This window comes from Paenibacillus polymyxa, assembly GCF_001719045.1.
Classification (GTDB): domain Bacteria; phylum Bacillota; class Bacilli; order Paenibacillales; family Paenibacillaceae; genus Paenibacillus; species Paenibacillus polymyxa_B.
This window is the reverse complement of sequence record NZ_CP015423.1, coordinates 1238584-1253823: the sequence shown is the minus strand read 5'-3', so window position 1 is coordinate 1253823 and position 15240 is coordinate 1238584. Positions and strand designations below refer to the sequence as shown.

The window sequence follows — 15240 nt, the reverse complement described above, 5'->3', positions numbered from 1 at the left end:
ACGGGGTGGCAAGTGCCTAAGGGCCTGCATATGATGCTGTAACGATAAATACGAGAAGGGAGAGAGCTGCTTGAAGAATAAGAGCCGCAAAACCATAAGAAACAAAAAGCCGCTCTATAGTGTAATTGACCCGGATATGAATGAATTAAGTATGATACAGCGCGTGAAGCCACAGCCTGCGGAGAGGGAGACAGAAGCAAGACTTCATCAAGTTGCTTCTCCGCCTCCCCCAACCAAAGAGGAGCCGGAGCTAAAGACTGTTGTCGAACCTGAAGTCGAGGTTTCGCATGAGACAGAGTTTGAAGGTGCGGATGCAGAGGAGACTCAAGTGTCGATAGAGGACCCCCAAGAGCTAGAACCAGAACCAGAGTTGGAGCCAGAGCCAGAACCTGATCCAATTGATGTTGAGGAAATTTTGAGCAATAAGAAGGCCCCACATGTAAACAATGCTTTCATCTATACAGACGATTTGAGCGATTTCGCTGTGACGGGTGAGAAGATCGCTCCCGCTTCCATAGATTCCAGCAAACTGAAACAAGAGAGCATCCACACGGAATCTCTGGCGGATTATGCCGTTCAAACGATTAAGATAGCTGACGGTGCTGTGACTTCTTCGAAGATTGCCGCAGACTCCATTACGGTGGAACATCTGTCGGACGCATCGGTATCAGGCAATAAATTGCAGGATCGCTCCATCGGCGGTGAAAAGCTTCGAGATGGTAGCATCACTCCTGAGAAGCTGGCTGATAAGATTATCAGCGGTGATCATATTGCGAATGGCTCCATTGAGAGCCGTCACTTCAAGCAATGGATCGTGTCTTCAGATATGCTTCAAGATCAGTCGGTCACCTCTGATAAAATTCGCAGTGGTACGATTCAATCCAACAATTTGGCTAATGAAGCTGTCGACAGCTCCAAACTGGGCGATCAATCTGTGACCACTTCCAAACTGCGGGATGGTGCTGTGGATGGAGCTAAAATCCAAGCTGGCAGCATTGAGAGTGCACACCTGACCGAGCATGCCGTTCACGCAAGGCATCTGGCCCCCGGTTCGATTAATCGCAAGCAGCTATCCAATGGAATTGTGGGCAAGGAACAATTGGAGGAAGGCGTTGTCAGCGGGCGTCATCTGGAGTCTGAGGCAGTGACCAGTGCGCACATTCAGGCTGGAGCGATTGAAAGAAAGCATCTGAGTCCTGGCTCCATCGGGGAAGAGCAGATTGGAACGGGCCAAGTGACAGCCCGCCACCTGGCGGATCGGAGCATTCAGTCCAATAAACTGGCAGATCAATCTGTAGGCTCATTGCAAATTGTCGATCAATCCGTCACTTCATCCAAAATATCGGATCAGAGCATTTTACCACACAAAATTGCCGACGAGGCGGTACTTACCAGACATATTGCTACAGCAGCCATACAAGGTCCCCAAATTTCTCCGGAGGCAGTCTCTTCCGTACACCTCCAGTCGGAAATCATTCGAAAAGATCATATTGCATCGGAGGCGGTTACGGAGCAACATTTGCATTCCGGGGCTGTGACGAGCGAGAAATTAGGGAAGGGGGCAGTGCTGGAACACCATGTGGCGAATCAGGCTGTCAAGGAAAATCACATTGCCTCGAGCGCGATTAAGTCTGACAAAATTGCTGACGAAGCAGTGACAGAACCTAAAATTGCCACAGGAGCGGTAACTGGAAATAAGATTGCCCCTCAAGCCATTACACACGCACACATTGCAACGGGGGGAATTCGTGAAAACCACCTTGCCGACAACAGTGTGGGTGGAAAGGCATTGCAGGCTCAATCCGTCGATTCGACCCATCTGGCCCAGAGTTCTGTGCTGAGCAAACATCTTGGGGAAGACAGTGTTGGAACCTCGGCTTTGCAAGAACAGTCCGTTACCGCAGACATACTAGGGGAAGGCGCTGTTCAAACCGCGCATTTGGCCAGCGGAGCGGTGTACTCCCATCATTTGCAGGATCATGCCGTTACTTCACTGAAACTATCGCCGGAAAGTGTGGCCACGGATAAAATCAATGATTTGGCGATTACGGCTCCTAAGTTAGCTGAGGGTAGTGTCACTTCCTCTAAGCTGTCTGCTCGTTCCGTGCAGCCGTGGCATCTTACGGATAAAGCGGTGCAGAGTAACCATCTGGCTGTTGAAGCGGTGGAGGCGAATCATCTCGCTCCGGAATCCGTCACCTCTAATCATTTGCAATCTGCATCGGTCCAAACTAAACACCTCGCCCCCGACAGTGTATCCGGTCATGCACTTCAGTCAGAAAGTGTCACCTCTGAGAAGCTAGCGGCCCGTGCTGTGCAGGCTTCCAATCTGGCAGAAAACAGCGTGGGTCCCGGACATTTGGCTGCGCAAGCCGTACACACTCAGCATTTGGCTGCAGGAGCAGTACAGGAGACGGAATTAGCCCAGAACGCTGTAAAGTCTGTACATCTTGCGCCCGAATCCATCCAATCGGAGCACTTGCAAAGCGGGGTCATTCAGGGAGAGCATATCGCATTGCAGGCTATAGCGACTCCGGCCTTACAGGATGAATCGGTCACCTCTGCCAAACTGTCGGAGGGAAGCGTAACTCCCACCAAACTGTCTGCCCATGCCGTGCAGTCCGGACATATTATGGACGAAGCTGTACAAAGCAACCATTTGGCTGTGGCGGCTGTGGATTCGGCACATCTGGCTGCAGGAGCGGTCACCTCGGTGCATCTACAGGCTTCCTCGGTGCTCACGAGACATTTGGCCCCGGATAGTGTGTCCGGTCGTGCGCTTCAAGCGGAAAGCGTCACCTCGGAAAAGCTGGCAGCTCGCTCGGTACAAGGAATGAACCTCGCGGAAGGCAGCATCGGCCCTTCACATCTTTCTGCGCAGTCGGTGCACACTCGGCATCTGGCAGCTGGAGCAGTACAGGATAGAGCACTGGCAGAGGGGGCAGTGAAGTCCGTGCACATCGCACCGGAATCCATTCAGCCACATCATCTGCAAATTGGAACCATTCAGGGAGAGCACATCGCGTCACAGTCCATATCGACCGATGCTTTGCAGGATGAGTCTGTTACGTCCGATAAACTGGCGGATGAGGGTGTGACTGCCGCCAAGCTGTCAGCACACTCGGTCCAGCCGTGGCACATTACAGACGAAGCGGTGCAAGCCAAACATCTGGCAGAAGAAGCCGTCCAGTCCAATCATCTGGCCCGGGAATCTGTCACCTCTGCCCATTTGCAGGCTTCAGCGGTGCTTGCGAGCCATCTGGCTCCAGATAGCGTATCTAGTAGTGCGCTTCAAGCAGAAAGCATCACCTCGGAAAAGCTGGCGGCACACTCGGTGCAAGCGACGAATCTCGCGGAAGGCAGCGTCGGCCCTCCACATCTGTCCACGCAAGCGATACACACCCGGCACTTGGCAACGGGTGCAGTACAGGACAGAGCGCTAGCAGAAGGGGCAGTGAAATCCGTACACATCGCACCGGAGTCCATCCAGTCGCATCATCTGCAAACGGGAACCATTCAGGGTGTGCATATCGCCTCACACGCGATATCGACCGATGCTTTGCAGGATGAGTCCGTTACGTCCGACAAACTGGTGGATGAGGGCGTGACTGCCGCCAAGCTGTCTGCCCACTCGGTCCAGCCGTGGCACATTACAGACGAAGCGGTGCAAGCTAATCATTTGGCAGAAGAGGCTGTCCAGTCCAACCATTTGGCCCGGGAATCCGTCAGATCTGCCCATTTGCAAGCTTCAACGGTGCTTGCGAGCCATCTGGCCTCGGATAGCGTATCCAGTAGTGCGCTTCAAGCAGAAAGCGTCACCTCGGAAAAGCTGGCGGCACACTCGGTGCGAGCGTTAAATCTCGCGGAAGGCAGCGTCGGTCCTTCACATCTGTCTGCGCAGGCGATACATCCCCGGCATTTGGCACCCGGCGCAGTACACGACAGAGCGCTGGCAGAGGGGGGAGTAAAGTCCGTGCATATCGCACCGGAGTCCATTCAGCCGCACCATCTGCAAACGGGAACCATTCAGGGTGTGCATATCGCCTCACAGGCCATATCGAACGATGCTTTACAGGATGAATCCGTTACGTCCGACAAATTGGCGGATGAGGGCGTGACTGCCGCCAAGCTGTCAGCCCACTCGGTCCAGCCGTGGCACATTACAGACGAGGCGGTGCAAGCCAATCATTTGGCAGAAGAGTCCATCCAGTCCAACCATTTGGCCCCGGAATCCGTCACCTCTGATCATTTACAGGCTTCCTCGGTGTTTGCGAGACATCTGGCTGTGGACAGTGTGTCAGGTCGTGCGCTTCAAGCAGAAAGCGTCACCTCGGAAAAGCTGGCGGCACGCTCGGTGCAAGCGACGAATCTCGCGGAAGGCAGCGTCGGCCCTTCACAGTTGTCTGAGCATGCCGTACACCCCCGGCACTTGGCAACGGGCGCAGTACAGGACAGAGCGCTGGCAGAGGGGGCGGTGAAGTCCGTGCATATCGCACCGGAGTCCATTCAGCCGCACCATCTGCATCTTGGAACCATTCAGGGTGTGCATATCGCATCCCAAGCAATATCAACCGATGCTTTGCAGGATGAGTCGGTTACGTCCGACAAACTGGCGGATGATGGCGTGACTGCTGCCAAAATATCTCCTCATTCGGTCCAGCCGTGGCATATTACGGACGAAGCGGTGCAAGCCAATCATTTGGCAGAAGAGGCCGTCCAGTCGAGCCATCTGGCTCCTGAATCTGTCACCTCTGCCCATTTGGAGGCTTCGGCAGTGATGACCCGGCATATTGCACCCGGGAGTGTATCGGTTCACGCGCTTCAGGCAGGCAGCGTGAACGCTGAGAAGCTTGCGCTTCGGGCGGTGCGTGCTTCGAATCTGGCAGAAGCCAGCGTAAACTCCGTGCATTTGACGGAGCATGCCGTACACGCTCAACATTTGGCCGATGGGGCGATCCAAGGGTCCGCACTGGCAGAGGGCGTGGTGCAGTCCAGGCATATCGCGCTGGATTCAATCCAGTCGGAACATCTGCAAGCAGGGGCAATTCAGCCACAGCATGTAGGCTGGCAGGCGGTGGCTGAGGATGCTATACAGGAAGGTGCGGTGACGTCCAGCAAGCTTGCAGATGGAACGATACAGTCCCGCCATGTGGCTGAGGAAGCTATTGAAAGCCACCACATTGGAGAGGAAGTTATTGATTCGCATCACCTAAAGCCGGGATCGGTGACACTGGCTCAGCTGTCCACAGATATTCATCTCTCCGGACTTTTGCCAGAGGAAGGTGTCAGTGGCGACAGACTTCAGGCAAACAGTATATCTCGCAGCCATCTGCAAGCTCAGGCCGTCGACAGCGAGGTACTGAGCCCGGAAGCTGTGGGACCAGAGCATCTGCAGGCTGCTGCGGTACAAAGTCATCATGTGGCAGAGCAGAGCATTGAGGGTCATCATCTGGTGGAAGGCTCTGTAGGCTCACGTGAGCTGGAGCTGAACGCAGTGAAGCCGGAGCATTTGAGCATCACTCCGGTCCGTACTTGTGCGAATCAGCCCGCATTGCAGCAGTTTGGCAGAGCGCCGTTTCTTTTGAAAGGTAGTGAAGGGGAGACGGAAGTGACCATTGTATTCGGGGAGCCTTTTGTAAACCCAGACTACACGTTGGTAGCGATGACGAACCACCCTCTCTTTCATGCGACGCTGAAATCTCAGACGCCGAATGGAGCAGTGATCGTCGTAACCAAGTGGAACGAAACCGCGCATAACTACGGTATTATTTCCTGGATCGCCATTGGTTAGTGAAAATGGTTATTGTAAAACTCATAGCGTGCAGACTCATGTATTTTCTAAATACAGGGCTGCACGCTTTTTCATATACTTTTCACACATTTGCTCCACAATTATCCCGAATTCTCCTGATAAGCTAAAGATACTTTAAAGGAGAGGTGATTCAATCATGAAAAAATGGACTAAAAATGCAGCAGCTGTATTGACCGTAGTAAGTGTACTGGGAGGAGCAAGCAGTGCATTCGCTGCTACAGCAACAACGACTCCAGCGAGCACTGCACCAGCGATCAAAGCTCCTGCGGTTACGACTCCGGCTACCAAAACACCGGCAAAAGCACCTGTGACGAAAACACCTGTGGTGAAAGCACCTGTTAAAAAAGCTGTAACAGCTCATAAAACAACAACCAAAGCGAAGAAAGCCCCTGCTAAAAAATCCGTTGCGAAAAAAGTGGCTAGCCACAAAACAAAAGCAGTGAAAGTGCAGCACCGTACAGTTAAACATCATGCAAAAAAACATAATGTTGTTAAACACAAAGCAACAGCTCATAAAACTCGTGCACATCATGTCGTAGCTAAAAAATTGACTCACAAAGCTCCAGTTAAAAAAGCAGTCCCAGCAAAAACAGTGAAAACAGCGCCAAAAACAGCTGCTAAAGTAGTAACAACCAAGAAATAAGATTGATGTGTAATTAGCTTTCAGCTCGCCTGGCATATACAGCAGCGATTCATGATAAGAAAGACGGGACCGGGAACGGTATACCCGTCTTTTGTCTATTCTGCTGGGCTTCTGTTAAGCTTAAAGAGAGGATGGAAGCATCCAGAACAACGGCAAGGGGTTAAGGCTATGACAAAAATAGTAGTAGTGGATGACGATGTGTTCATTTTGCAATTAATATCTGAATATTTGAAAAAAGAATCCTACGAGGTCACTTCCTTTTCCAGTGGTAAAACACTGGTAGAGCATATCCGTACGAACCGTCCGGATTGTCTCGTTCTTGATATTATGATGCCTGGCATTGATGGGCTTTCTCTACTGACTCAGCTTCGTGATTTTACAGAAATGCCGATCATTATGATCTCTGCCCGTGGAGAAGAAAACGACCGTATTCACGGACTGGAGCTGGGATGCAGCGATTTTTTGACCAAGCCCTTTAATCCAAGAGAGTTGGTAGGAAGGGTTAAAGCGATGCTGAGGCTGAGCAAGGCCGGAATGTCTGCATCGGACGATAGGCAAGCGGCAGGAAGCGCAGATCTTTGCCATGCGGGCAATCTGTGTATTTTTGCTGACTTTCGTAAAGTCACAGTGGACGGACAAGAGCTGAATTTGACCTCACGTGAATTCGACCTGCTGCTGTTTCTTGCGAATCATCTGGAAAGACCTTTTGGCAGGGAACATCTGATTCAGCAGGTGTGGAGCTATGATTTTATAGGTGATGTGAGAGTTGTGGATGATCTGGTCAAACGGATTCGTAAAAAGTTAGCTGAATATCACTCTACGCTCGTCATTAACACCGTATGGGGTTTCGGATATAAAGCAACGGTTCAGGAGTTGTAACCATGCGTACGATGAGAGCTAAAATACTGCTTTCCCTGTCCATCGCCATGCTTATTACCGTCTGTATTACGGTCGTTTTATTCATCAGGCTTATCGACGACATTCTGGTGAATCAGGCTAAATCCAAGCTCCATGAGCAGGCGCGCAAAGCCGTCCATATTATGAGCGACGGAGGCTTTGATCGACTGGATAATGCTGAATTCAACTATGTTATCAAGGGAGTACTTTTATCTGCCGACTACTTTATTTTAAGTACGGATAACCGTATCATCGACTCAAGCGTCTCTGGAATGGAAGGCAAAAAGATCGAGCGTTTGCTTTTGATCCGCCAGGGATTTTTTGCATCGGTTCATCCGTCTCTCCAGGATCTGACAGCTACACATGAAGGGGTAGCTGTGCTTCAAGGTAAAAAGGTACTGTTTACGAATGAAGAATTGCCCGGACAACCTTTTCGTATTTTTGTATACTCACCCTTATCTTCCTTGAGAGCACTGTATGTACCGTTAATGAGAACCACATTACTGTCTATCATCGCGGGTTTTTTGGTGATTCTCGTCATTGGTCTGATGGTTGTCTCGCGTCTAGTGCGTCCGCTTAAACGATTGAAGAAGGCGGTAGGCAACTATGAGCCTAATCAGCCGCAGGATAGTGATTTTCCGCAGGCGGATAAAAGTGAGATTGGCGAGCTGATCGGTACCTTTCATTCCATGTCCGCCCGTATTCAGCAGCACCATCAGGGTCAAATTGAATTTCTACAAAATGTATCTCACGAGCTAAGGACACCGTTAATGTCCATTCAAGGCTATGTATATGCCATTCAGGATCAAGTGGTATCCCAGGACGAGGGGCTGAGTATCATCAAAGTGCAGTCCCAGCGGTTAATTGATATGGTGGAAAAGCTGCTGCAGCTATCAAGGCTGGAAGCGCTGAATGAGGAATGGCCTGTCTCTCTCGTTGATCTTAGAAGCATGGCGGAGGATGCTGTTCATCTATTGATGCCGGTGGCTGCTGAACGTTCTATCTCGCTTAGAGTGGAGGGAGAGGGCCTGCATGTGGCCGTTCCGGCCGAGCAATTGTTCCGTATAATGTTGAATTTGTTGCAAAATGCAGTTCGGCACACCTCTACGGAGGTTGTCATTCATTTGGAGACAGGGACAACACCGGAGGTTGTATGGGTTATGCATGTGGATGATGATGGAGGAGGGCTGACCGAACAAGAGGCAGCCGAGGTGTTCGGAAGATTCTATGCGGGCTCGAATGGTGTCACAGGTCTTGGATTGGCTATTTGTCGTCAAATTGCTACCCGATTGAACGGAGAACTACTCTGCACCCGTTCGCCATTGGGTGGAGCACGCTTCAGCTATATCCAGCACATGTTATAAATGAGTACAGAAATGGGTAAAAATGATCGTTTTTCCGGCCTAATATCCCATTTATCTAACATAGTATGAGAGGTTTTTGGTGATATTTTAGATATAGCTTGACTGGTAGGTACTAAACTGAGTAAAATTAATCGTATATACCTTGACTCCTGGACGTCGTTTTTTTAGATAGTGGTCAATAATAGTGATGAATAATAAATGAAAGAGTGATGAGATGAACCGCCTTTTGGAAGTGAAGGACTTAACGATATCTTTCAAGACCCGTCAGGGACTAGTGCAGGCCATTCGTGGCGTAAACTTTCATGTCAATAAAGGAGAGACGCTGGCGATTGTGGGCGAATCCGGCTCAGGCAAAAGCGTAACCTCACAAGCTGTTATGAAGTTGATTCCGACCCCTCCGGGCATCTATCAAAAGGGTCAAATTATGTTTGACGGACAAGAGCTGATTAATAAAACGGAAAAGCAGATGCAAAAAATTCGTGGTAAGGAAATTGGCCTGATTTCTCAGGACCCAATGACTTCGCTTAACCCTACGATGAAAGTCGGCAAGCAGATCACGGAAGTGCTTTTCAAGCATGAAAAAATATCCAAGGATGCTGCTCGCAAGCGGGGTATTGAGTTGCTGAATCTGGTAGGTATTCCACATCCTGAACAGCGTTTTAACCAATATCCGCATGAATTTAGTGGCGGTATGCGTCAACGTGTCGTCATTGCGATGGCATTGGCTGCTAATCCGAAACTTCTGATTGCCGATGAGCCGACGACTGCGTTGGACGTAACGATTCAAGCTCAAATTTTGGAGCTGATGAAGGATCTTCAGAAAAAGATCGATACTTCCATCATCTTTATTACGCATGACCTCGGTGTTGTGGCGAAGATGGCGGACCGTGTTGCCGTTATGTACGCAGGACAAATCGTGGAAACAGGTACGGTTAATGAAATTTTCTATAACCCGAAACATCCATATACATGGGGCCTTCTCGCTTCTATGCCAAGTTTGGACAGCCATGGTCAGAAGCTGGCAGCTATTCCGGGAACACCTCCGGATCTGCTTCACCCACCTGTAGGGGATGCTTTTGCAGCCCGCAGTTCTTATGCTATGAAAATTGACTTTGAGAAAGAGCCTCCACTCTTTCAATTATCCGATACGCACTTTGTAAAATCATGGTTGCTGCATCCAGATGCGCCTGCGGTTGAGCCACCAGAAGCGGTAAAGGCTAAACTTCGTAAGCTGGATAACGCATTTGAAAAGCCGGTTTTGGTAGAACAATATTAATACGCAACGTAATTTATAACTAAACCAATGAGAAATAAAAAGGGCTGTTCTCTCCGTGTGGAATCATTCTACGGAGGAAACAGCCTTTTTGGTGTAAAATCATAGGTTGTATGAGCCTGTGGTTATTGGTGTTAGCGGGCAGTGCTTACAGCTTACCGGAACCGGCTTGGGAAGTGACTTCTGCCTTCACACTGGCGGATGGGGAAATTTTATCGTTCAGCGATGGTTTCCAGCCTACAGAGGAGCTAAGACCCGCGCTGGAGCCTGCGTTAACAGCTTGTCCATTCAGGATTGTGCCCGTATCTGACAGGGCAGTTCCTCCAAAGACAGTCACGATTTTAGCTGCAGATAAACCGGCAACGTCAATGACATTGTTTTCGGCGAAGATTTTGGAGGATTTACCTGCACCCCATATATACAGTAAAGGATATTCGGAGCGTTTTACATCACCTGTATAGTAATTGTTGTACAGATGGACTTGTCCATACCGTACACGTGGTGTGCGTTGTACCGTGTTTTCATAATAGTTGTGATGCAAGGTTACACGTAAAGCTCCTTCATCTGCTGTTTTGCTGTCACTGTTGCCAATAATCGACGATTTATCATGATCGTAAAAATGATTGTAAGAAACCGTAACCAGATCGCCTTGGTTGATCACATCGAGAAGTCCATCATGATGCTGGTATTCTTGACCGTAAAAGGTACCGTTTTGGCTATCGGGGTGAGACCCATCATTGAAGGTATTGTGATCTACCCACACATGTGTGGCGCCGTTAACTGTAATACTGTCATATTCCGAATTCCAATTGCCTGTGCTACCGTCTGTTGGGTCCCACTGAGGGAAATAATCGTAGGCATCCTGGAATTCAATATTACGGATAATAACGTTGTCTGTCCCTTTTTTCAGCTGGAGGTTTGCGCCGTTAATGACGGCGTCGCTACCCAGCCCGACAATGGTTGTATTGGACGGAATATCAATAATGACGCGACTGGCTTGGTTTTTTTGTGAAGTCTCGCGTGCCTTTTCCAATGTGCCGGACGGAGCCTTTTTCCCCCAGGTGGACGGGTCATACGCTTTGAGGTAGGCGTCAAAATTATATTTAGGGTCTTTGTAATCGTCCAATCCTAACGGTTTATTATTGTCATCGACGTTGGCATTGATCGTGCCTTTGACATAAATAATTTTAGGCGCTGTGTTGCTGCTTTTGCCTAAGGCATCGACAAGTTGTTTGCGATTCGTTACGGTGAAAATATTGGAGGTAGTCGCCGCAGCTCCACCTGTTGTGCCTGTAGAAAAGGCTGCCCATCCGTTTTTGCTGCCGAGCGTCTCCTTGCCAATATCGCTGGCTGCATGAGCAGGTGCACCTATAGGAGCCAGAGTAGTGAACAGTAGAGCCGCTGCGATTCCGAGTGAAAATCTCTTTTTCATAAAATACCTCCGTATATTGGATTAATGGAGTAGATGAACGAACGGAGTCCCGGGTGCTCCTGTGGTTTCTACATTTTCTATCATACTTCGTGTTCCAGTATTTGTTAATATAATAAAAGTTACATACTAAAATTTTTGTCGAATTTTTTATATAATTCAATAGACCCCTTCTTTTTCCAATCAAGACGTATATGTAATAATGAAAACGTTAACAATCACACGGAATAGGAAATGTATATATGAATATATGGAATTGTTTATGTGTTTTTCTCAGAATGTTAACGATTTCATTTCGATTTATAGATTTTTGAAGAATCCTCAGGTAAAATGGCTTGTAATAAAGCTGAGGAGGAATGGGCATCATGGCAGAGCATTTAGCAGATATCTTGAAGTTGTTGAAGCAAAAAGAGTGGATAGATTTGTCCCACGCTTTTTATCCTGAAATCCCTCATTTTCCAGTATTCGATAATGTTCAGGTGGATACCCTGTTTACCCACGACGATGGCTTTTTTGTAAAACAATACTGCTTTCCCGGTCAGTATGGGACTCATATTGACGCACCCGTTCATTTTGTGAAGGGCAAACGTTACTTGCATGAGCTTTCGTTGAAGGAACTGGTTTTGCCGCTAGTTGTCATTGACCGTTCAGCAGCCGTTGCAGCCAATTCTGACTATGAACTTACGGTTGCGGATATTTTGGACTTTGAGAAAGAGCATGGACGCATTGCTGATCAGTCCTTTGTCGCTTTTCGCAGTGATTGGAGCAAACGTTGGCCTGATTCAGATGCCTTCTCAAACAAGGACGACGCTGGAGATGCACACTGTCCGGGCTGGTCGCTGGAAGCGCTACGCTTTTTGGTAGAAGAACGGAATGTAGCTGCCATTGGACATGAAACACTAGATACTGATTCCTCTGTAGCTTATCGCAATGCTGGCAAGCTGGCAGGGGAATATTACATATTGGAGCAAGATCGTTATCAAGTTGAGGTGCTGACGAATTTGGACAAGCTGCCCCCGACGGGCGCGGTTATATATAATATCGTTCCGAGCATTCAGGATTCCCCCGGATTTCCGGTGCGCTCCTTTGCTATTTTGCCTTAACCATACAGTACTCAGTCATTGATAAAACGATAATATTATCATCTTGAACTAAAAGACCGATTCAGATATCGACATCTGAATCGGTCTTTTCTAGCTTATATGGGGTAATGTACAGCGTGAATGACCGTTCAGTCCATCTTGAATCAAAATAATGAAACGTCTTAAGTGATAATCGTTACGGTAGGGGCAGAGATGGTGGGCTGAGTTGATATGGTGGAGGTTGTACTGCTAAAATCTGTTATTTCTATAACAACTGGGACACCTGGTGTAATATCTACGGAGGCAATGACCAAACTTGCTGTGGTTAGGGTGAATAAGGAGCTCTGCTGAATAACTCCGTTAATATAATAATTAGAAGAATCCGTAGCTGCTAATGTTGGCAAAGCAACAACTGGAGCATCAGCGTCATCTACAAAACTTGCAGCAGGAACGGTTGTTACTGTTGCTCCGATCATTCCAGCTGTAATGGTTGCAAAAAAGCGAGTCGTGGCTGGGGCTATAGTCGTGGTTACGGCACCACCTGTTGACACTGGAGCTGTAGCTACTGCTGTGAACACAGGTTTTATGATTGGCATAGTTCTCATCTCCTTTCTTTACTGGTAATGAGCCATTCGCTGGCTCTTAATCAATAAATGATTTTTCAACCTATTTGGAAACGGCATATTAACCTTTCTATTAATAATAGGGTAAATGGAGAAGGCCCTATTTTGCTACAAATATAGATGGAAGCGAATACTTGGAATCGGCATGCTACAGATGCCTAAAACCCTAAAGGGGGATGTGCATACAATACATAGCATGAGAGAAGGAGGTGCATACGGCTGGTATGAGGAGACGCGATTCATCACTAAGAAGGCAAGGAAAGAGAACCGTACATTGCAAGACCAACAAACGTAAAAAGTGTAAAACAAGTTATTCATTCCAAGGTAGAACAAAAACAAGGTTCAATGCCAAAAAGCATCCAAAGCTAATCATGCACCGGCGGTGTAGAAATATTCCTGTCAAGCGGAGGAAAAGAATGGGCCAGACGGGAAAGCGAGGTGTTCCGGGTTCGACAGGAGCACAAGGCATTCCCGGTTTGACAGGGTTACAGGGTGAAACTGGTTTGACCGGAGTACAAGGCATTCCAGGTTTAGCAGGAGCGCAAGGCATACCGGGAACTGCGGGAGCACCGGGAGTCCAAGGAATACCAGGAATACAGGGTCCAGCAGGAACACGGGGAGCGCCAGGAGTGCCAGGTCCGGCTGGAGTCCAAGGTAGTTCAGGTGCAACAGGTGCATCTGGCCCTACTGGAGCACAGGGCATAGCGGGCCCTACCGGCGCCCAAGGAATAACAGGCCCAACCGGTCCGGCAGCTGACATTTCAAATATTGAAATTATACCCATAGCTGAGCGGTATTTTTATTTTGCGCCTGCTACAATTGAATCTTCAATCACGATTATGGCAGATCAATTTTCTGTAGATGGTGTACAGGAGGTCTTTCAGCGTTTTAATGTCGGAAGCAACAGTTACGCCAATCTATACATTAACGGCATGATACAAGAAAGCACATTGTATAGCCTGACACCTGAATCGCTGACGATTCGCCTTAACGAAGGAGAGGCAATTCTCTCCGGCACACCTATTATTGTGGAAATTGTCCAATTTAGTGTGCGATCCAGTGGATGATACGGTTTGCGGTGAGGCAACCCAGAGGCAGATACAGCTGTTTCTTGGGGCAACGAGCCTTTGCATCCGACATGCCAAAGCTGAAGACCGACTTTGGAGCCTTGGTCATGGATGGCTTGCACGACTTTTTTGCAGCGGTGAAATGTGCTCGTCGCTCCATAGGCCAAGATTGCCTGAGTCTTTTCCCTGCTGGGTGGCTGCGTGCATCTCAAGCATAATTAGTCCCAACTGTCCTAGCGCCCGTTTTATTCGGTTACATATCTATTTTATATGAATAAAATGGGGTGATACACGTATAATTTAAGGTGTTTATAATTAATCACATATAAAAACATGGTGTATTAGGTTAAAGTCAATATATTTTAAATAAAGGTATGAAGAGGGAAGGAGCCTGCATAAATATAATTTGCATTTTAGTTAGTTATCGCTTACTATAAGCTTATGAATAAGAAAACACATATAGACAGCAAAAAGAAAGATATTCTGCAGGCAGCGATGTGCTTATTTGCAACCAAAGGAATTGACGGGATTTCGGTCAAAGAAATTGGAGAGGCTGCCGGTGTGACGGATGCCGCGATTTATAAGCATTTTAAGAGTAAAGATGCGATGGCTTTGGAAGTATTCGGGCAATATTGCAATAGCTACACCACATTAATTGACTTCTATCGCAAGCAGAGTGGGAGCTTCGTCAGTCGTTTCCATCAACTGGTGGATGAAGTGCTGAATATGCATGATGAGGACCAGTATGGCTTGCTTCTACTATCACAGCATCATGAGCTGTATGTTGAAGCAAGCCAGAGCCAGAATGTGCGTCAGCCGCTGGAGGCGTTGACTGAATTCATCGAACAGGGGATTCAACAAGGTGAACTGCCGAAGCAGGATGCTCAGCTATCCGGTGTGCTCATCATTGGAGCTATTACACGCTTGTCCGTGTCCAGCCTGGAAGGTGAACTTCCACAGCAGTTGGTCCCATTTGCAACAGAGGTCAAACAACGTTTAACTGCTTTATTAAGTAAAGGTCAGTAGTGACCTTTTCTTTTTAAATATAAA

10 protein-coding genes are annotated in these 15240 nt (G+C 48.3%); 8 read left to right on the top strand and 2 right to left on the bottom strand.

All coding sequences use genetic code 11. The features are described from left to right. Positions 1-70 precede the first annotated feature (70 nt). From AOU00_RS05670 to AOU00_RS05650, 5 genes are all read left to right on the top strand, one after another. A complete protein-coding gene (locus tag AOU00_RS05670; RefSeq protein WP_069290139.1) occupies positions 71-5791 on the top strand; it encodes a WIAG-tail domain in 5721 nt (1906 codons plus the stop codon). Positions 5792-5948: 157 nt separating this feature from the next. After that, the gene (locus tag AOU00_RS05665; RefSeq protein WP_069290138.1) at positions 5949-6455 is read left to right on the top strand and encodes a hypothetical protein; all 507 of its coding nucleotides are present in this window, start codon (positions 5949-5951) and stop codon (positions 6453-6455) included. A 168-nt stretch (positions 6456-6623) separates the two neighbouring features. Then, the gene (locus tag AOU00_RS05660; protein WP_061828739.1) at positions 6624-7334 is read left to right on the top strand and encodes a response regulator transcription factor; all 711 of its coding nucleotides are present in this window, start codon (positions 6624-6626) and stop codon (positions 7332-7334) included. 2 nt (positions 7335-7336) lie between these two features. After that, a complete protein-coding gene (locus AOU00_RS05655) occupies positions 7337-8716 on the top strand; it encodes a sensor histidine kinase (RefSeq protein WP_069290137.1) in 1380 nt (459 codons plus the stop codon). 214 nt (positions 8717-8930) lie between these two features. Beyond that, on the top strand, positions 8931-9992 hold the full coding sequence (locus tag AOU00_RS05650; protein ID WP_069290136.1) for an ABC transporter ATP-binding protein: 1062 nt from the start codon (positions 8931-8933) through the stop codon (positions 9990-9992). 145 nt (positions 9993-10137) lie between these two features. Here AOU00_RS05650 and AOU00_RS05645 read toward each other — a convergent pair whose 3' ends face one another. Then, positions 10138-11421, bottom strand: a complete 1284-nt coding sequence (locus AOU00_RS05645; protein ID WP_069290135.1) for a pectate lyase family protein — start codon at positions 11419-11421, stop codon at positions 10138-10140. Between the two features lie 362 nt (positions 11422-11783). Here AOU00_RS05645 and AOU00_RS05640 point away from each other — a divergent pair, with 362 nt between their 5' ends. Next, positions 11784-12521 (top strand): cyclase family protein, encoded by a 738-nt coding sequence (locus AOU00_RS05640; protein WP_069290134.1) that lies wholly within the window; start codon positions 11784-11786, stop codon positions 12519-12521. A 161-nt stretch (positions 12522-12682) separates the two neighbouring features. Here AOU00_RS05640 and AOU00_RS05635 read toward each other — a convergent pair whose 3' ends face one another. Then, positions 12683-13096: a DUF4183 domain-containing protein gene (locus AOU00_RS05635; RefSeq protein WP_061828743.1), complete on the bottom strand. Its 414-nt coding sequence runs from the start codon at positions 13094-13096 to the stop codon at positions 12683-12685. Positions 13097-13539: 443 nt separating this feature from the next. Here AOU00_RS05635 and AOU00_RS05625 point away from each other — a divergent pair, with 443 nt between their 5' ends. Both AOU00_RS05625 and AOU00_RS05620 read left to right on the top strand, forming a co-directional pair. Continuing rightward, on the top strand, positions 13540-14190 hold the full coding sequence (locus AOU00_RS05625; protein WP_081330681.1) for a DUF4183 domain-containing protein: 651 nt from the start codon (positions 13540-13542) through the stop codon (positions 14188-14190). A 441-nt stretch (positions 14191-14631) separates the two neighbouring features. Next, entirely contained in the window at positions 14632-15216 is a 585-nt protein-coding gene (locus AOU00_RS05620) for a TetR/AcrR family transcriptional regulator (RefSeq protein WP_069290133.1), read from the top strand. The last annotated feature ends 24 nt before the right edge of the window (positions 15217-15240 follow it).

Coding starts and splice junctions, on each gene's coding strand:
- AOU00_RS05665 (WP_069290138.1), top strand. CDS start 5,949: ATGAAAAAATGGACTAAAAATGCAGCAGCTGTATTGACCGTAGTAAGT.
- AOU00_RS05660 (WP_061828739.1), top strand. CDS start 6,624: ATGACAAAAATAGTAGTAGTGGATGACGATGTGTTCATTTTGCAATTA.
- AOU00_RS05655 (WP_069290137.1), top strand. CDS start 7,337: ATGCGTACGATGAGAGCTAAAATACTGCTTTCCCTGTCCATCGCCATG.
- AOU00_RS05650 (WP_069290136.1), top strand. CDS start 8,931: ATGAACCGCCTTTTGGAAGTGAAGGACTTAACGATATCTTTCAAGACC.
- AOU00_RS05645 (WP_069290135.1), bottom strand. CDS start 11,421: ATGAAAAAGAGATTTTCACTCGGAATCGCAGCGGCTCTACTGTTCACT.
- AOU00_RS05640 (WP_069290134.1), top strand. CDS start 11,784: ATGGCAGAGCATTTAGCAGATATCTTGAAGTTGTTGAAGCAAAAAGAG.
- AOU00_RS05635 (WP_061828743.1), bottom strand. CDS start 13,096: ATGCCAATCATAAAACCTGTGTTCACAGCAGTAGCTACAGCTCCAGTG.
- AOU00_RS05625 (WP_081330681.1), top strand. CDS start 13,540: ATGGGCCAGACGGGAAAGCGAGGTGTTCCGGGTTCGACAGGAGCACAA.
- AOU00_RS05620 (WP_069290133.1), top strand. CDS start 14,632: ATGAATAAGAAAACACATATAGACAGCAAAAAGAAAGATATTCTGCAG.